The sequence below is a fragment of the Geminicoccus harenae genome, assembly GCF_019800005.1.
Classification (GTDB): Bacteria; Pseudomonadota; Alphaproteobacteria; order Geminicoccales; family Geminicoccaceae; genus Geminicoccus; species Geminicoccus harenae.
The window spans coordinates 31,911-49,417 of record NZ_JABGCL010000004.1; the positions used below are offsets into that span (position 1 = coordinate 31,911).

At 69.0% G+C, this 17,507-nt stretch carries 14 protein-coding genes; 4 read left to right on the top strand and 10 right to left on the bottom strand.

Annotated elements, in window-relative coordinates; genetic code table 11:
* Positions 1-101: 101 nt before the first annotated feature.
* Positions 102-1,892, top strand: a complete 1,791-nt coding sequence (locus HLA95_RS04150) for an IlvD/Edd family dehydratase (RefSeq protein ID WP_191060084.1) — start codon at positions 102-104, stop codon at positions 1,890-1,892.
* Between the two features lie 223 nt (positions 1,893-2,115).
* Here HLA95_RS04150 and HLA95_RS04155 read toward each other — a convergent pair whose 3' ends face one another.
* A complete protein-coding gene (locus tag HLA95_RS04155; RefSeq protein ID WP_191060083.1) occupies positions 2,116-3,084 on the bottom strand; it encodes an SDR family NAD(P)-dependent oxidoreductase in 969 nt (322 codons plus the stop codon).
* 44 nt (positions 3,085-3,128) lie between these two features.
* Positions 3,129-3,884, bottom strand: a complete 756-nt coding sequence (locus HLA95_RS04160; RefSeq protein WP_191060082.1) for an SDR family NAD(P)-dependent oxidoreductase — start codon at positions 3,882-3,884, stop codon at positions 3,129-3,131.
* 161 nt (positions 3,885-4,045) lie between these two features.
* On the opposite strand from HLA95_RS04160, the gene HLA95_RS04165 reads away from it, so the two are divergent.
* On the top strand, positions 4,046-4,639 hold the full coding sequence (locus HLA95_RS04165; protein ID WP_191060081.1) for a TetR/AcrR family transcriptional regulator: 594 nt from the start codon (positions 4,046-4,048) through the stop codon (positions 4,637-4,639).
* Between the two features lie 42 nt (positions 4,640-4,681).
* On the opposite strand, the gene HLA95_RS04170 is transcribed toward HLA95_RS04165, so the two are convergent.
* The 6 genes from HLA95_RS04170 to HLA95_RS04195 all read right to left on the bottom strand — a co-directional run bounded on the left by HLA95_RS04170 (position 4,682) and on the right by HLA95_RS04195 (position 11,890).
* Positions 4,682-6,286, bottom strand: a complete 1,605-nt coding sequence (locus tag HLA95_RS04170) for an ABC transporter ATP-binding protein (protein ID WP_222182544.1) — start codon at positions 6,284-6,286, stop codon at positions 4,682-4,684.
* Positions 6,286-7,338, bottom strand: a complete 1,053-nt coding sequence (locus tag HLA95_RS04175) for an ABC transporter permease (protein ID WP_223861463.1) — start codon at positions 7,336-7,338, stop codon at positions 6,286-6,288. The genes HLA95_RS04170 and HLA95_RS04175 overlap by 1 nt, the downstream gene beginning before the upstream one ends.
* Positions 7,335-8,423 carry a microcin C ABC transporter permease YejB gene (locus tag HLA95_RS04180; RefSeq protein WP_191059107.1) on the bottom strand — a complete coding sequence of 363 codons (1,089 nt, stop codon included), beginning with the start codon at positions 8,421-8,423 and terminating at the stop codon, positions 7,335-7,337. The genes HLA95_RS04175 and HLA95_RS04180 overlap by 4 nt, the downstream gene beginning before the upstream one ends.
* Positions 8,424-8,430: 7 nt before the next feature.
* Positions 8,431-10,293, bottom strand: coding sequence for an extracellular solute-binding protein (locus tag HLA95_RS04185; RefSeq protein ID WP_223861462.1), 1,863 nt, complete (start codon positions 10,291-10,293; stop codon positions 8,431-8,433).
* An 88-nt stretch (positions 10,294-10,381) separates the two neighbouring features.
* Positions 10,382-11,173: a histidinol-phosphatase gene (gene hisN, locus HLA95_RS04190; protein ID WP_191059106.1), complete on the bottom strand. Its 792-nt coding sequence runs from the start codon at positions 11,171-11,173 to the stop codon at positions 10,382-10,384.
* Between the two features lie 75 nt (positions 11,174-11,248).
* The gene (locus tag HLA95_RS04195) at positions 11,249-11,890 is read right to left on the bottom strand and encodes a c-type cytochrome (protein WP_222182546.1); all 642 of its coding nucleotides are present in this window, start codon (positions 11,888-11,890) and stop codon (positions 11,249-11,251) included.
* 220 nt (positions 11,891-12,110) lie between these two features.
* On the opposite strand from HLA95_RS04195, the gene HLA95_RS04200 reads away from it, so the two are divergent.
* Both HLA95_RS04200 and HLA95_RS04205 read left to right on the top strand, forming a co-directional pair.
* A complete protein-coding gene (locus tag HLA95_RS04200) occupies positions 12,111-12,869 on the top strand; it encodes a 3-deoxy-manno-octulosonate cytidylyltransferase (RefSeq protein ID WP_191059105.1) in 759 nt (252 codons plus the stop codon).
* Between the two features lie 11 nt (positions 12,870-12,880).
* Entirely contained in the window at positions 12,881-13,753 is an 873-nt protein-coding gene (locus HLA95_RS04205) for a prephenate dehydratase (protein WP_191059104.1), read from the top strand.
* Here the strand turns inward: HLA95_RS04205 and HLA95_RS04210 are convergent.
* Together HLA95_RS04210 and putA are read right to left on the bottom strand one after the other, a co-directional pair.
* The gene (locus HLA95_RS04210) at positions 13,750-14,334 is read right to left on the bottom strand and encodes a Uma2 family endonuclease (RefSeq protein ID WP_191059103.1); all 585 of its coding nucleotides are present in this window, start codon (positions 14,332-14,334) and stop codon (positions 13,750-13,752) included. The genes HLA95_RS04205 and HLA95_RS04210 overlap by 4 nt on opposite strands.
* 4 nt (positions 14,335-14,338) lie before the next feature.
* Entirely contained in the window at positions 14,339-17,491 is a 3,153-nt protein-coding gene (putA, locus tag HLA95_RS04215; protein WP_222182548.1) for a bifunctional proline dehydrogenase/L-glutamate gamma-semialdehyde dehydrogenase PutA, read from the bottom strand.
* Between the last annotated feature and the right edge of the window lie 16 nt (positions 17,492-17,507).

The following is a 17,507-nucleotide window of genomic DNA, read 5'->3' on the forward strand; positions in this document are numbered from 1 at the left end:
TCGGGACCCCGCAGTCTGGAATGATCGTACTTTCCGTTGCACACCCGCCGCCCATCGGCCAAAACCCCGGCCGGTACACTTCGAGCCGGGAGATGGTCGAAATGAGTGGTCCCAAGCGGCGACTGCGCAGCCAGGACTGGTGGGACGACTACAAAGAGCCGGACATGACCGCGCTCTACCTGGAGCGCTATCTGAACTTCGGCCTGACCCGCCGCGAGCTGCAGTCCGGCAAGCCGATCATCGGCATCGCCCAGACCGGCTCCGACATAGCACCCTGCAACCGCCACCATGTCGAGCTTGCCTCGCGGGTGCGCGACGGCATCCGCGATGCCGGCGGCATCCCGCTCGAGTTCCCGGTCCATCCGGTCCAGGAGACCGGCAAGCGGCCGACCGCGATGCTCGACCGCAACCTCCAGTACCTGACCCTGGTCGAGGTGCTCTACGGCTACCCGCTGGACGGCGTGGTGCTGACCACGGGTTGCGACAAGACCGTGGGTTCCATGCTGATGGGTGCCGCCACGGTGGACCTGCCGGCGATCGTGCTCTCCGGCGGGCCGATGCTGAACGGCTGGTACGATGGCAAGCTCGCCGGGTCGGGCATGGTCGTCTGGCACGCCCGGCAGATGCTGGCCAAGGGCGAGATCGGCGTCGACGAGTTCATGGACATGACCTGCGCGTCCGCGCCCTCGGTCGGCCACTGCAACACCATGGGCACCGCGTCCTCGATGAACGCCATGGCCGAGGCACTCGGCATGTCGCTCACCGGCTGCTCCGCGATCCCGGGCCCCTACCGCGAGCGCGGCCAGATGGCCTACGAGACCGGCTACCGGATCGTGGGCATGGTCCACGAGGACCTGAAGCCCTCCAAGGTGCTGACCCGCAAGGCCTTCGAGAATGCCGTGATGGTGGCGGCCGCCGCCGGCTGCTCGACCAACTGCCCGCCGCATGTGATCGCGGTGGCGCGGCACATGGGGGTCGAGCTCGACATCAAGGACTGGGAACTGTCCAAGGACGTGCCGCTGCTGGTCAACATGCAGCCGGCCGGCGAATTCCTGGGCGAGGAGTTCTTCCGGGCGGGCGGCGTGCCGGCAGTGATCAAGGAGCTGATCAAGGTCGGCCGCTTCCACACCGACGTCATCACCGTCACCGGCAAGACCATGGGCGAGAACCACGAGAAGGTGCCGTTCTCGCAGGACCGCCGGGTGATCAGGGCGTATGAGGAGCCGCTGATGCCGGAGGCGGGCTTCGTCATCATGTCGGGCAACATCTTCGATTCGGCGGTGATGAAGACCTCGGTGGTCAGCCCCGAGTTCCGCGCCAAGTACCTGGAGAACCCGGCCAGCCCCGGCGTGTTCGAGGGCCGGGCGATCGTGTTCGAAGGGCCGGAGGACTATCACGACCGGATCGACGACGAGAGCCTCGACATCGACGAGGACTGCTTCCTGTTCATCCGCAACTGCGGCCCGGTGGGCTACCCGGGTGCCGCCGAGGTGGTGAACATGCGGCCGCCGACCAAGCTGATGAAGAAGGGCATCCGCGCCCTGCCGACCATCGGCGACGGCCGGCAGTCCGGCACCGCGGACAGCCCCTCCATCCTGAACGCCTCGCCGGAAGCGGCGGTGGGCGGCAATCTCGCGCTCATCCGGACCAACGACAAGGTGCGGCTGGACATGAACAAGAGCCGCCTCGACGTCCTGATCTCGCCTGAGGAGATGGCCGAGCGGCGCAAGGCGTGGGAGGCGAACCCGCCCAAGCAGCCGCCGTCGCAGACGCCCTGGCAGGAGCTGTACCGGCAGACGGTCGGCCAGCTCTCGACCGGTGCCTGCATGGAGCCGGCGACCCTCTACCTCAAGGTCATCGAGACCTACGGCACGCCGCGCCGCAACCACTGATGGAGCCAAGGCTTGCAGATCCACGCTGATCCGCAAGCCTTGCGCTACTTCACGTAGTTGATGTTCCAGGGTTTTTCCTGGCTCTCGGGTTCGTTCGTGCAAAACACGATTCCCCCGGCTGCACCAGGCCGGGAGCCGGGAACGATCAGGCAGGATAGCACGAGGCGGAGTCGGCAGCGACGCCATTCGGCGCTGCCCTGCCGCCTCTGCGTCCGGACCTCGTTCACGACCTGGCGCGGATCAGTTCGTCGCTCTTCGCCCAAAGCCGCCCGGCCCTGGCGGGATCGAGCGCATACGACCTGACGCCGTCGGCGAACGGATTGGGCGTGTCGTCGATCGGCGCCACCGCGCAATCCTCGAGATAGCGCCCGCCGATCTCGTCCCGGTCGGTCACGACCGCGGCCCAGACCGAGGTCGCCGCGGCCTGCGGGACTTCCTTCAGCTCCGCCGGCGGAAGGCCCGCTTCGGCGCGTGCCTTGCCGACGGTCTCCAGCAGGCCCTGCAGTTCGTCCTGCGAGAGATGGCGCGGGAGATCGGTGAAGCTGTTTCCGGGCATCACCGCGGCAGCCCGGATGCCGCGCTCGCGATGCCGCCGGTCGAACTCGACGGCGAAGAGAATGTTGGCTGTCTTGGACCGGCCATAGGCGACCCATGGGTCATAGGCCTGCCCCTGGAAGTTCGGATCGTCCAGGTCCACATCGGCGACGCCATGGGCCTGGGACGACAGCACGACCAGGCGGCCGTTGGGGGCGAAGAGCGGTCCCATCCGGTCGACCAGGGCAAAATGGCCGAGATGGTTGGTCCCGAACTGGACTTCGAAACCGTCCACCGTCCGGCCGAAGGGCGTCGCCATGACGCCGGCATTGGCGATGACGGCGTCGAACCTCCGGCCATCGGCCAGCAGCCGATCCGCACCGGCGCGAGTGCTCTGCAGGGATGCCAGATCGAGCTCGATCAGCTCCAGGCTGCCGCCGCCCTGCGACGCGGCCTCACGGACCGCTGCGGTGGCCGGCTCGGCCTTGGCGAGGTTCCTGACCGCACCGACGACGCTGGCACCATGCGCCACCAGGGAGCGGGCGGTTTCCCGTCCGATGCCCGCCGATGCGCCGGTGACGAGAACTCGCTTCCCCGTGAGGTCGACGCCGGAAAGCACCTGGTCGGCGGTCGACTTTGCACCGAACTTGCCAGTCATCTCATGTCCTCTCGCTGCTCAGGCAGAACTTCGGTCTTCGGCGCTCAGATCTGGTAGCCGCCGGCGACGTCCAGGACGGCACCGCTGATGTAGCCGGCGTTCGGGCCGGCGAGGAAACAGACCGTCGCCGCCACCTCCTCCACCGTCGCGATCCGGCGGATCGCGTGGAGGTCCATCACCGTTTCCGGCACGTTGTGGGCCGCGGCCGCCGCCATGTCGGTCGGCATGATGCCTGGCTGCACGACGTTCACGGTGATGTTGCGGGGGCCGAGGTCACGGCCGACGCCCTTGGCGTAGCCGGCGATGGCCGCCTTGGTGCCCGTATAGTCCGCAGCACCCGGGAACGCGGTCCGGGTGGCGATCGCGGAACCGATGAAGATGATCCGGCCGCCGTCGGAAAGCTTCGCGGCAGCGGCGCGCGTGGTCGCCACCACCCCCAGCACGTTGACCTGCCACTGGCGGTCGAGCTGGTCCGTATCGGCGTCGGGGTCGCCGACACTGGTGCCCTGGACGGCGATGGCCGCGTTGTTCACGAGGATGTCGAGCCTGCCGAACTCCGAGACGACGGCATCGACCAGGGACCGGGCGGACGACGGCTCCGCTTGGTCGCTCCGGATCGCGACCGCGCGCACGCCGGCCTTCTGCAGCTCCTGGACGACCGCCCCCGCCTTCTCCGCGGACGCGACATAGCTGATCGCGACATCGGCGCCCTCGGCGGCCAGCGCCGCAGCGATGGCAGCGCCGAGGCCCCGGGAGCCCCCGGTCACCAGGGCAACCTTGCCCTTCAGCGCGTTCGACATGGGGATCCCCTTCCATGGGCGCGCGGGGCGCCGTTTCCGGCTGCGGCAGGTCGCCGGGCCGATATCGTACCAATCATTACGATAACGATTGGTATGGAAGATGGACGTGTGCCGTCAAGCGGATTAGTAATGGTCGTTATGAAAAAGGGTGAGCTGGACTGATGGGCCGCCGTCGCGAGTTCGACGTGGAGAAGGCGCTGGACGCGGTGCTGTGCGTGTTCTGGCGCAAGGGATACGAGGGTGCTTCCTACACCGACCTGACCGAGGCGGCGGGCGTCGAACGGCCGGCCCTTTATGCCGCGTTCGGCAACAAGGAAGCGCTCTTCCGCCGGGCCCTCGCCCGCTATTATGAGCGATACCTGAGCTACATTCCGGAGGCGCTGCAGCTGCCGACGGCGCGGGAGGTCGCCGCGCACATCCTGTACAGCGCGATCGACCTCAACACCCGCTATCCCGCCCATACGGGGTGCCTCGGCATCAACGGGGTCCTGGCCGGCTCGGAGGACGCCGAGCCGGTGCGCCAGGCGCTGATCGATGCCCGTGCAGCCGGCGAGGCGCAGCTTCGGGAACGGTTCGAACGGGCCAGGGCTGAGGGCGACCTGCCGGCGACGGCCAGACCCGACGCCCTTGCAGCGTTCGTGATGGCGGTCCTGCATGGCATGGCGGTGCAGGCCAAGGCCGGCTTCAGCCGCGACAAGCTGGAGACTGTCGCCGAGCAGGCGCTGGTCACATGGCCAGTCGGCAGCGCGTCCTGAGCCGTTGTCCTGGCCGTTCTGTGGGACGCCCCGGACGGGCTGCTAGTCGACCGGCTCCAGGTCGACCGCGGCCCGCAGCAGGGCCTGGGTGTAGGGCTGCGTCGGCCGGGTCATGACCTGCTCGGTGGGGCCGGCCTCCACGATCCGCCCGTCCTTCATCACCACGACCTCGTGTGCGATGGCGCGGACCACGCGCAGGTCGTGGCTGATGAACATGAAGGTCAGGCCGCGGCGCTCCTGGAGGCCTTTCAGGAGCTGGATGATCTGGACCTGAATCGACACGTCGAGGGCCGAGGTCGGCTCGTCCAGGACGATGAAGGCCGGATCCAGCACGAGGGCGCGGGCGATGCCGATGCGCTGGCGCTGGCCGCCGGAGAATTCGTGCGGGTAGCGGTCCATGGTGGCGGGGTCCAAGCCGACTTCCTCCAGGGCCTGGGCGACCCGGGCGCGCCTTGCGTCGCCAGACGGGCAGAGCTTGTGGATGTCCAGCCCCTCGCCCACGATCTCGCCCACGCTGAGCCTGGGGCTGAGCGAGCCGAACGGGTCCTGGAACACGATCTGGAGCTTCTGGCGCAGCCGGCGCACCTCGTCGCGCGGCAGGCGGTCGATCGCCTCCCCCTGCACCACGATCCGGCCGGTGGAGCCGACCAGCCGGAGCAGGGCCAGGCCCAGCGTCGACTTGCCCGAGCCGCTCTCGCCGACCACGCCCAGCGTCGAGCCTGCCTGGATGCGCAGGGTGACGTCTCGCACGGCGTGGATGACCTCGCGCGGCTTGCGCAGCCAGCCGCCGCCCAGCGGGAAGTCCACGTTCAGGCCGGGCGTCTCGATCAGGATCGGGGCGGCGGGGTCGCGGCTGGCCGGTGGGCCCTTGGGCTCGGCTGCCATCAGTTCCTGGGTGTAGGGATGCTGCGGCCGCTCCATGACCTGCTCCAGCGCCCCCTGCTCCACGATCCGGCCATGGCGCATCACGGCCACCCGCTGCGCCACCTTGCGCACCACAGCGAGGTCGTGGCTGACCAGCAGGATCGCCATGCCCATCTCGGCCTGCAGCTCGCGCAGCAGCTTCAGGATGGCGGCCTGGACGGTGACGTCGAGCGCGGTGGTGGGCTCGTCGGCGATCAGCAGGTCCGGCCGGCAGGCGATCGCGATCGCGATCATCACGCGCTGGCGCTGACCGCCGGAGAGCTGGTGGGGGTAGCTGCCCAGGCGGGATTCCGGGTCGCGGATGCGCACCTGGTGGAGCAGCTCCAGGATGCGTTGGCGCAGGGTGTCGCCGCGCAGGCCCTCGTGGAGCTGGAGGACCTCGCCGATCTGCCGCTCGACCGTGTGCAGGGGATTGAGCGAGGTCAGCGGTTCCTGGAAGATCATGCCGATCCGCTTGCCGCGCAGCTCGCGCAGCACGGGCTCGGGTGCCCCCACCATCTGCCGGCCGTCCAGGACGATCGAGCCCGCCGGGTGGAACGCCTTGGGATAGGGCAGGAGCTGCGGGATCGAGAGGGCGGTCACCGACTTGCCCGAGCCGCTCTCGCCGACCAGCGCCAGGGTCTCGCCCCGGTCCAGGGTGAACGAGACCCCGTCCACGGCGATCACCTCGCCCTCGCTGCCGCGAAAGCGCACCCCTAAGTCCTGCACCTCCAAAAGCGGCATCAGGCACCGTCCCCCAGCGTCTTGCGCGGGTCGAAGGCGTCGCGCACCGCCTCGCCGGTGAAGATCAGCAGGGTGAGGATCACCGCGGTGACCAGGAAGCCGGTGATGCCGAGCCAGGGCGCCTGGAGGTTGTTCTTGCCCTGCGCCAGGAGCTCGCCCAGCGACGGCGAGCCGGGCGGCAGGCCGAAGCCCAGGAAGTCCAGGGCGGTGAGCGTGGTCAGCGCGCCGGACAGGACGAAGGGCAGGAGCGCCAGCGAGCTGACCATGGCGTTGGGCAGGATGTGCCGGCGCATCACGGTGAGGTCGGTGGCGCCGAGTGCCCGGGCGGCGCGGACATAGTCGAGGGTGCGGGCGCGGTAGAACTCGGCGCGGACGATGTCGACCAGCGTCATCCAGGAGAACATCAGCATGATGATCAGGAGCGTCCAGAAGCCCGGGACGATGAAGCTCGCCAGGATGATCAGCAGGTAGAGCAGCGGCAGCCCACTCCAGATCTCGATCAGGCGCTGGCCGATCAGGTCGACGGCACCGCCGTAATAGCCCTGGAGTGCACCGGCCGCGATGCCGATCACGGAGGAGAACAAGGTGAGCGTCAGGCCGAACAGGATCGACAGGCGCAGGCCGTAGAGCACGCGGGCGAACACGTCGCGGGACTGGTCGTCGGTGCCCAGCCAGTTCTGCCGGGACGGCGGCGAGGGTGCGCGCTCCACGCCCAGCACGGTGGTGTCGTAGCGATAGGGGACCGGGGCCTGCAGGATCCAGCCCTTCTCCTCGATCAGCTCGATCACGACCGGGTCGTTGTAGTCGGCCTCGGTCTCGAACAGGCCGCCGAACTCGGTCTCGGGGTAGGACACCACGGTCGGGAAGTAGAACCGGCCGTCATAGCGGACCAGGAGCGGGCGGTCGTTGGCGATCAGGTCAGCGCCCAGCGAGATCGCGAACACCACGAGGAACAGCCAGAAGGAAATATAGCCGCGCCGGTTCGCCCGGAACTGGGCGAGCCGGCGCCGGTTCAGGGGCGACAGCCAGCGGCGTTCGGGTGGGGCGGTCACACCCGCACCTTGGCGAAGTCGATGCGCGGGTCGACCATGACATAGGTCAGATCGGAGAACAGGCGCAGCAGCAGGCCCACCAGGGTGAAGATGTAGAGGGTCGCGAAGATGATCGGGTAGTCGCGGTTGATCGCCGCCTCGTAGCTGAGCAGGCCCAGCCCATCGAGCGAGAAGATGATCTCGATCAGCAAGGCGCCGGTGAACAGCATCGAGAGCAGGGCTGCCGGAAAGCCCGCGATCACGATCAGCATGGCGTTGCGGAACACGTGGCCGTAGAGGACGCGGCGTTCCGCCAGGCCCTTGGCCCTGGCGGTGAGCACGTACTGCTTGCCCAGTTCCTCGACGAAGCCGTTCTTGGTGAGCAGGGTGAGCGAGGCGAAGCTGCCGATCACCATGGCGGTCACCGGCAGGACCAGATGCCACAGATAATCCAGGATCTGCTGCCACCAGGTCATGCGGTAGAAGTCGTCGGAGGTCAGGCCGCGCAGTGGGAACCACTGGAAATAGCTGCCGCCGGCGAACAGGACGATCAGCAGCACCGCGAACAGAAAGCTCGGGATTGCGTAGCCGATCGAGACCAGGGTGCTCGACCAGACGTCGAAGGGTGTCCCGTCCTTCACCGCCTTGCGGATGCCCAAGGGGATCGAGACCAGATAGGTGATCAGCGTGGTCCACACGCCCAGCGAGATCGAGACCGGCATCTTCTCGATGATCAGCTCGGTGACCGGGCGGCCGCGGAAGAAGCTGTTGCCGAAGTCGAAGCGCAGATAGTCGCCCAGCATCTTGAGGAAGCGCTCGTGCGCCGGCCGATCGAAGCCGAACTGGCGGTTGAGGTCGGCCAGCAGGGCTGGGTCGATGCCGCGCGCGGAGCGCGACTGGTCGTTGCCGGCTTGCTGCGAGCTGGTCTCGCCCTGCCCGCCCCCGGAGAAGCGGGCGGTGGGGTCGACGTTCTGGCCCTGGAGCTGGGCGACGATCAGGTCGATCGGCCCGCCGGGTGCCGCCTGGATGATGGCGAAGTTGATCAGCATGATCCCGAGCAGGGTCGGGATGATCAGCAGGAGCCGCCGCAGGATGTAGCCGAGCACCGGGCGATCAGTCCGCCGGCAGCTCGGACTTGGCCTGCTCTACTTTTGTCGCGCGCTGGTTCTCGATCCACCAGGAGAACAGGTCGATGCTGTAGCGGGGCATCTGCTCCGGCCGGCCGAACTTGTCCCAGCGGGCCAGGCGATCGTACATCGCGTACCAGTGCGGGATCAGGTGGTAGCCCCAGAGCAGCACGCGATCCATCGCCCGGCAGGCGGTCTCCAGCTCCTCGCGGCTGTTCGCGTAGATCACCTTCTCGATCATCGCGTCCACGACCGGGTCGCTGATGCCGGCATAGTTGCGGCTGCCTTCCTGGGTGGCCGCCTGGCTGCCCCAGTACTCGCGTTGCTCGTTGCCGGGCGACAGGCTCTGGCCGATGATCTGGGCGATCACGTCATAGTCGAACGCCGTGACCCGGTTCTGGTACTGCGCCGAATCGACGGTGCGCACGGTGGCCGCGATGCCCAGCCGCTCCAGGTTCTTCACGAACGGCCCGGCGATCCGCTCGAACAGCGGGCTGTCCAGCAGGATCTCGAACTGCATCGGCCTGCCGGTCGCCACCTCGACCATGCGCCGGTTCTGGACCTCCCAGCCGGCCTCCTTCAGGAGCTCCAGCGCCCGGCGCAATTGCGGCCGGTTGTTGCCGCTGCCGTCGGTGACCGGCAGGGTGAATTCCTGCGAGAACAGTTCCGGCGGGAGCTGATCGCGGTAGGGCTCGAGCAAAGCGAGTTCGGCGCCTTCGGGCAGGCCAGTGGCGGCGAACACCGAGGAGCCGGAGAAGTAGCTGTTGCAGCGGGTGTACTGGTCGTAGAACAGTGTCCGGTTCGACCACTCGAAGTCGAAGGCATAGCCCAGCGCCTCGCGCACCCGCCGGTCCTTGAACTGGTCGCGGCGCTGATTGAGCCAGAAGCCCTGGATGACCCCGCCGCTCTCGCGCTTGATCTCCTCCTTGATCAGGAGGCCCTGGCGCACGGCCGGGATGTCGTAGCCGGTGACCCAGCGCTGGGCCGAGCTCTCGATCTGCCAGTCGAACGCGCCGGCCTTGAAGGCCTCGAACGCGATGTTGGCGTCGCGGTAATAGTCGTAGCGGATCCGGCCGTAATTGAAGCGGCCCTTCATCACCGGGACGTCCTTGGCCCACCAGTCCTCGACCAGGGCGTAGCTCACCGAGCGGCCGGACTCGACGCGGTCGACCCGATAGGGGCCGCTGCCCAGCGGCGGCTCGAGCGACGGCGCCTCGAAGTCGCGCTCCTGCCACCAATGCGCCGGCAGGACCGGGAGCTGGCCCATGATCAGCGGCAGCTCGCGGTTGAAGCTGCCCTTGAACAGGAAGCGGACATGCCGCTCGTCGATCTTCTCGGTGCGCTCCACATCCGCATAATAGACCCGGTAGAGCGGCGCACCCTTGCTGCGCAGGATGTCGAAGCTGAACACCACGTCGTCGACGGTGACCGGCCGGCCGTCATGCCAGCGCGCGTTCTCACGCAGGCGGTACTCGACGAAGCTGCGGTCCTCGGGCGTGGCGATGGTCTCGGCGATCAGGCCGTACTCGGCGAACGGCTCGTCCTGCGAGTTCTCGGCCAGGGTCTGGTAGACGAGGCCCACCCCGGATGCCGGCACGCCGCGCAGCACGAACGGGTTCAGCGTGTCGAAGGTCGTCCCGACCGCGGACAGGACCAGGTTGCCGCCCTTGGGGGCGTCGGGGTTGACGTAGTCGAAATGGGTGAAGCCCGGCGGGTAGTGCAGCTCGCCATACATGGAGAGGCCGTGGGCGGGCACCGCGTCCGCGGCACGGGCGAACCTGAACGGCGGAACCAGCGATGCGCCCAGGAAGCCAAGGCCGGCCTTCGAGAAGCCCCGCCGATCCATCATCCGTCCATTCTCCCTCTTGGCAAGCTGCCGTAGCGGCCACGGGAGGAAGGTTAGTGCGGCTGCCGGCGAAGGACCAGCGCCGGGGCCGTCAGTCCGGCAGGGACTCGAACATGGCCAGGGCCTGCCCATGCACCCGGGCGTCGCCTGCGACGATCACCCGGCCAAGCGAGCCCATGCCGACGGGGCGGCCCTTCCAGTCGGTGACGACCGCACCCGCCCCCTGGAGGATCGGCAGGATCGGCAGGTAGTCGTAGGGGAACAGGTCCTGCTCCACCACCAGGTCGACGAAGCCCGCCGCCAGCAGGCCGTAGCCGTAGCAATCGGTGTTGAACTGGGAGAGATAGACCCGCTCCTCCAGCGCGTCGAACGCGTCGCGTTGCGGGCCCTTGGGGAACATCCGGCGGGAATAGGAGGCCAGCACCGCCTCGGACAGGTCGGCGCAGGCGCGAGTGCGGATCGGCTTGCCGTTGAAGGTGGCGGGCTCGCCCTGCACGCCCACCCAGCGCTCGCGCAGGATCGACTGATCGATGATGCCGAGCAGCGGCTGGCCGTTGCGGACCAGGCCGATCAGCGTACCGAACTGCGGGCGGCCGCAGATGAAGGACTTGGTGCCGTCGATCGGGTCCAGCACCCAGACATATTCGGCATCGACCGCCTGCTTGCCGTATTCCTCGCCGAAGATGCCATGGTCCGGGAACCGGGCCTGGATCATCTCGCGCATCAGGAGCTCGGTTTCCCGGTCGGCGATGGTGACCGGGCTCTCGTCGAGCTTGCTCTCGATCTTCAGCTCCGCGCGGAACCAGCGGCGCTGGACCTCGGCGGCGGCGTCCGCGAGCTGGTGGGCGAAATCCAGAAGCTCGTTGGTGGACGCGCCGGTCACGCGGATCTCCAAGGGAAAGGCAGGATGGCCGGGCGGCCCCTCAAAGGGGCTGCCCTCACGTCATGAGGTAAGGGGTCAGCCGCCCTGCTCGGGCGTCTGCTCCGGGGCCTGCTCGATGGCCGCGTCCGGGTCCGGCGGAGCCTCGTCCGGGGTGGCCGGTGCGTCGGCCGTGGGTGCCGCCTCGGCGACCGGCAGGGCCGGGGCGTCCGGGTTGAGCGAGTGGAGATAGGCGATCACGTCGGCGCGCTCGTCCGGCTTGGAGATGCCGGCGAACGCCATCTTGGTGCCGGGCATGTAGGTGCGCGGCGAGGTCAGGAACTTGTCCAGTTCGGCGGCATCCCAGGGCGCGTTGTGCTCAAGCGCCGCCTGCGAATAGGAGAATCCGGCATGGGTCCCGCCGGGACGGCCATACACGTCATAGAGGCCGGGGCCGATCTTGTTCTCGTTGCCGGGATCGAAGGTGTGGCAGGCCGCGCACTTCTTGGCCGCCGCCTCACCCGCTTCCACGCTGGCCGAGGCGAGGCGGACCTCGATCGGCTCCTCGGCGGTCTCGGTCGCGGCCGTGGCGCCCGTCTCCTCCACCGCCACGTGATAGGCATTCTCTTCGGGCATCTCGGGACTGTAGATCATCCGCGAGACGACTCCCGCGCCCATGGCGATGATCCCGGCGGTGAGAATGCCCGCCATGAGCTTGTTGCTTTCGAGCGAGGATGCCATCAGGAAGCCAGCCTTTCCGTTCCGATCGGTCGCCGTCCTGACGACGGCCGTCGGCGATGCGAACTGCCGCGCCGATCGCGTGCGGCTCTAGCGACCATGGCGGGCGTCCGTCAAGTTGGCCAGCGGGCGCGCCGCTTGGTCGCAAGCCGTTGCCGGCAAGTTTCGGATCGATCCAGTGTCGTTCCCGCCAGCCGCCCGGGCCGATCGCCCAAATCCATCGATGGAGCCGTCCTTGAGCCAGACCCTCGTCCTGATCCCGGCGCGGATGAAGGCGTCGCGCCTGCCGGACAAGCCGCTCGCCGACATCGCGGGTACGCCGATGATCGTCCATGTGCTGCGCCGCGCCACCGAGGCGGTGATCGGCCGGGTGGTGGTCGCCTGCGCCGAGCCGGTGATCGCGGAGGTGGTGCGGGCTGCCGGCGGCGAGGCGGTGCTGACCGATCCGGACCTGCCGTCCGGCACCGACCGGATCCGCCAGGCCTTAGCCGACATCGACCCGGAGCGGCGCGCCGAGCGCATCGTCAACCTGCAGGGCGACCTGCCGACCCTGGATCCGCGCGTGCTGGCCCAGGTGCTGGAGCCGCTGGACCGGCTGGGCGTGCCCATGGCGACGCTGGCCTGTGCCACCGACGACCCGCGCGAGAAGGTCGACCCGAACGTGGTCAAGGCGGTGGTGTCGGTCGACCCGGCGGAGCCCACGGTCGGCCGGGCCCTCTACTTCACCCGCGCCACCTGCCCGTCCGGCGACGGGCCGATCCTGCACCATATCGGCATCTATGCGTTCGAGCGCACTGCGCTGGAGCGCTTTGCCGACCTGCCGCCCTCGCCCCTGGAGCGAAGGGAGAGGCTGGAGCAGCTGCGCGCGCTGGAGAACGGCATGGCCATCGGCGTGCGCCTCGTGGACACGGTTCCGTTCGGCGTGGACACGCCCTATGACCTCGACCGCGCGCGGCAGATCCTGAGCCTCGCCAGACCCTGAACCGAAGACCGATGACCGAGCCGCACGATCCTACCGGCGTCAGCCCCGAGCGCACCATCGCGTTCCAGGGGCGCCCCGGCGCCTATTCGCACCTGGCCTGCCGCGAGGCCTTTCCCGAGCTGGTGGCCCTGCCCTGCCACTCGTTCGAGGACGCGTTCGGCGCGGTGCGCGAGGGTGCGGCACGCCTGGCGATGATCCCGGTCGACAATACCGTGGCCGGGCGCGTCGCCGACGTGCACCACCTCCTGCCGCGCGGCGGGCTGCACATCGTGGGCGAGCATTTCGTGCGGGTGAACCATCACCTGCTGGGCCTGCCGGGTGCTTCGATCGAGGCCTTGCGCTCGGTCGAGAGCCATGTCCACGCGGTCGGCCAGTGCCGCCAGTTCCTGCGCCGCCACGGGCTCCAGGCAGTGGTGGTGGCGGATACGGCCGGCGCCGCGCAGGACGTGGCCGAGGCCGGCGACCCCACGCGCGCCGCGATCGCCTCGAAGCTGGCGGGCAAGCTCTACGGCCTGGTCTCGCTGGCGCAGAACATCGAGGACGCCGAGCACAACACCACCCGCTTCCTGGTGCTCTCGCGCACGCCCGAGGATCCGGGCGAGGCCGCGCCGGGCGTGATGACCACCCTCACCTTCACCGTTCGCAACCGGCCGGCCGCCCTCTACAAGGCGCTCGGCGGGTTCGCGACCTGCGGGGTGAACATGGTGAAGCTGGAGAGCTATATCGACGGCTCGTTCACCCAGGCGCAGTTCTATGCCGACGTGATGGGCCATCCGCGGCACGAGGGCGTCCGGCTGGCGCTGGAGGAGCTGCGCTTCTTCAGCCATTCGGTCGAGATCCTGGGCGTCTATCCGGCGCACCCGTTCCGGGCGGAGATCGGCTAGGCGGGCAGGCCCTCGTAGAGCTCGTCGAGCGGGACGGGCGACTGGAGGACGCGGGACTGGATGGTGCCGGTGCCGATCACGTCGGCCACGTGCCACCCGTCGGGACGGCGCTGCCAGACTTCCACGTGGCGGGGCCTGGTCCGGACGAGCCAGATCTCCTCCAGAGACGGGATCAGCCGGTACGTGTCCAGCTTGGCCGTCCGGTCCTGCCGCTGGGTCGAGGGCGACAGAACTTCCACGATGAGACGGGGCGCCAGCAGGTCCAGGCTGTCGTCGCGTATTGGCTCGCAGGTCAGGGTGACGTCGGGAAGGAAGATCATGCTGTCACCGACGCGGACCCTGGCATCGGGCAAGACATGACAGGCTTGCGGCGCCCGCGCCCGTAGCGCAGCACTCACGTTGCCAATGACCAAGTGGTGCACGACCTTGCCACCAGCCATCGCCTCCAGGCCGTCGTCGCTCAGGTATTTCGGCTCCACGCGGCCGTCGATCAGCTCGTAGGGGATCGCCTGGTTCGGCGCCCAGGCGTCGAATTCCTGGCGGGTCATGCGGATCGGCGGGAGCAGGGTCGGATGCGACATCGGATCAGGCTTCGTCCTTCAGGGCGCCCATGAGCTGGAGATTACCACCGACTGCGGCGGTGTTCACCGTGAGCGTCCGCTCGGTGAGGAAGCGCAGGAGGTAGTGGGGGCCGCCGGCCTTGAAGCCGGTGCCGGACAGGCCCTCGCCGCCGAAGGGCTGGGTGCCGACCACGGCACCGATGATGTTGCGGTTGACGTAGATGTTGCCGGCCTTGACCCGCGAGGTCAGGGTCTCGACGGTCTCGTCGATCCGGGAATGAACGCCGAAGGTCAGGCCGTAGCCGGTGGCGGCCACGGCATCGACCACGCGGTCGAGGTGGCCGGCCTGCCAGCGCACCACATGGAGGATCGGGCCGAACACCTCCTCGGTCAGCCGCGACATCCGGTCGATCTCGAAGGCCATGGGCGGGACGAAGGTGCCGTGGGCGCAGGCTTCGTCCAGCCTGGCGCGGTACAAGAGCCGGCCTTCCTGTTCCATGCGCCGGGCGTGGGTCATGAGCTTGTCCTGCGCCTTGCCGTTGATCACCGGGCCGACATCGGTGGCGAGCTGGCCGGGGTCGCCCACGGTGAGCTCGGCCATGGCCCCCGTCAGCATCTCGATGGCGCGATCGGCGATCTCGTCCTGGACGAACAGGACGCGCTGCGCGGAGCAGCGCTGGCCGGCCGAGCGGAAGGCGCCGTCCAGCGTGTCCTGGACCACCGCCTCCAGCAGGGCGGAACTGTCCACCACCACGGCGTTCATCCCGCCGGTCTCGGCGATCAGCGGGCGCAGCGGCTGGTCGGTCGCGGCCATGGCGCGGTTGATCGCAAACGCGGTGGCGGTGGAGCCGGTGAACGCCACGCCGGCACAGCGCGGGTCGGTCACCAGTACCTTGCCGACCACCCCGCCCTCGCCCGGCAGGAACACCAGTGCATCGGCCGGGATGCCGGCCCGGTGCAGGAGGTCGCAGCAGAGCTGGCCGGTGAGCGAGGTCGCCTCGGCGGGCTTGGCGACCACGCTGTTGCCGGCGGCCAGGGCGGCAGCGAGCTGGCCCACGAAGATCGCGACCGGGAAGTTCCAGGGGGCGATGGTCACGAACACGCCGCGGGGGTGCAGGGACAGAAGGTTGCGCTCGCCGGTGGGGCCCGGCAGCTCCGTCGGCCGGCCCAGCAGGCGGCGGGCCTCGGCCGCGTAGTAGCGCAGGAAGTCCACCGCCTCGCGCACGTCAGCGATCGCGTCCAGCACGGTCTTGCCGGCTTCGCGGACGCATAAAGCCACGAGTTCAGCCAGGTGCCGCTCGAACAGGTCGGCGCCGCGGTCCAGCAGGGCGGCGCGCTCCTCGACCGGGCGGCGCTCCCAGGCAGGCTGGCCGCGATGGGCCAGCGCCATGGCGCGTTCGGCGGCCTCAGCATCAGCGAACACCACGCTGCCGACCTCGCGGCGCCGGTCGGCCGGGTCGCAGACCGGGCGGGGCGGCTCGCGGCTCTCGACGCCCGGGGCTGCACGGCCGGCCGGCAGGCTCGCCAGCCGGCGTGCCAGCTCGGCCAGCGCCTTCGGGTCGGAGAGGTCGATGCCCTCGCTGTTGCGCCGCTCATGCCCATAGATGTCGGCGGGGCGCGGGATGGCCGGGTGGCGCTTGCTGGCGAAGCCGCGCAGCCGCTCGACCGGGTCGGCGATCAGCGCCTCCAGCGATGCCCGGCGGTCGACGACCTGATGGACGAAGCTGGAATTGGCGCCGTTCTCCAGGAGGCGGCGGACCAGGTAGGGCAAGAGGTCCTTGTGGCTACCGACCGGGGCATAGACCCGGCAAGGTACCGGCAGGCGCTCGGCCTTCACCAGATCACCATAGAGCGTGTCGCCCATGCCGTGCAGTTTCTGGAACTCGAAGCCGCGATTGTTGCCGGCGAGATCCAGGATGGCGGCGAGTGTCTGCGCGTTGTGGGTGGCGAACATCGGGTAGAAGGCATCGCCGCCGGCGAACAGCTCCTTCGCGCAGGCGAGATAGGAGACGTCGGTCGTAACCTTGCGGGTGAACACCGGATAGTCGGCATAGCCCATGGTCTGGGCCTTCTTCACCTCGCCGTCCCAGTAGGCGCCCTTGACCAGGCGTACCGGGATCCGCCGCGAGGTGCGGCTGGCGAGGTCGGCCAGCCACGGGATCACGTGGATGGCGCGCTTCTGGTAGGCCTGCACCGCCAGGCCCAGCCCGTTCCAGCCGCGCATGGGCTCCGAGGCGGCGAGCTGCTCCAGCAGGTCGAGGGAGGGTTCCAGCCGGTCGCTTTCCTCGGCATCGATGGTGACGGCCACGTCGAGCTCGCGGGCGCGCTGGAGGAGGCGGGCCAGGCGCGGCAGGAGCTCGGCCATGATCCTTCCGTGCTGGGCGTACTCGTAGCGCGGATGGAGGGCGGAGAGCTTGATCGAGAGGGAGGGGCGGCGGAACAGGTCGGGCTGGGGTGCGGCACCCGCGGCCACGCGCTCCAGCGCGTGGAGATAGCTGGCGAGGTAGCGTTGGGCGTCCTCGTCGGTGCGCGCGGCCTCGCCCAGCATGTCGTAGGAATAGAGATAGCCCTGGCGCTCGGCGGACTTCGCCCGGCCGACCGCCTGGTCGATGGTCTGGCCCAGCACGAACTGGTGACCCAGCACCTTCATGGCCTGCTTCAGCGCCTCGCGGATCACCGGCTCGCCCAGCCGCCCGACCATGCGGGAGATCCGGTGGACGAAGCCCTGGCCGCTGTCCTCCAGGCTGAGCAGCCGGCCGGTCAGCATCAGGCCATAGGTCGAGGCATTGATCAGGAAGCTGTCCGACGCGGCGACCTTCTTCTGCCAGTCAGTGTCGCCGATCTTGTCGCGGATCAAAAGGTCGGCGGTCTCGACGTCGGGGACGCGCAGCAGCGCCTCGGCCAGGCACATCAGGGCCACGCCCTCCTCGGTGTCCAGCGCATAGGCGTGCATGAACGCCTCGACCCCGCCGGCCGCCACCGCATCCTTGCGCAGCTTCTCGGCCATGGCGCGGGCCTGGGCGGTGATGCGCTGGCGGCGCTCGGGCGTGAACGAGACCCGGGAAAGGAGGCGGGCGGCGGCCGCGTCCTCGTCCTCGTGATAGCTGGCCCGGATCGCCTCGCGCAGCAGCGACGGGTCGATCGGCGGCAGCTCGGTCAGGATCGGCGTCAGCGCCATCACGGCATCTCCGCAG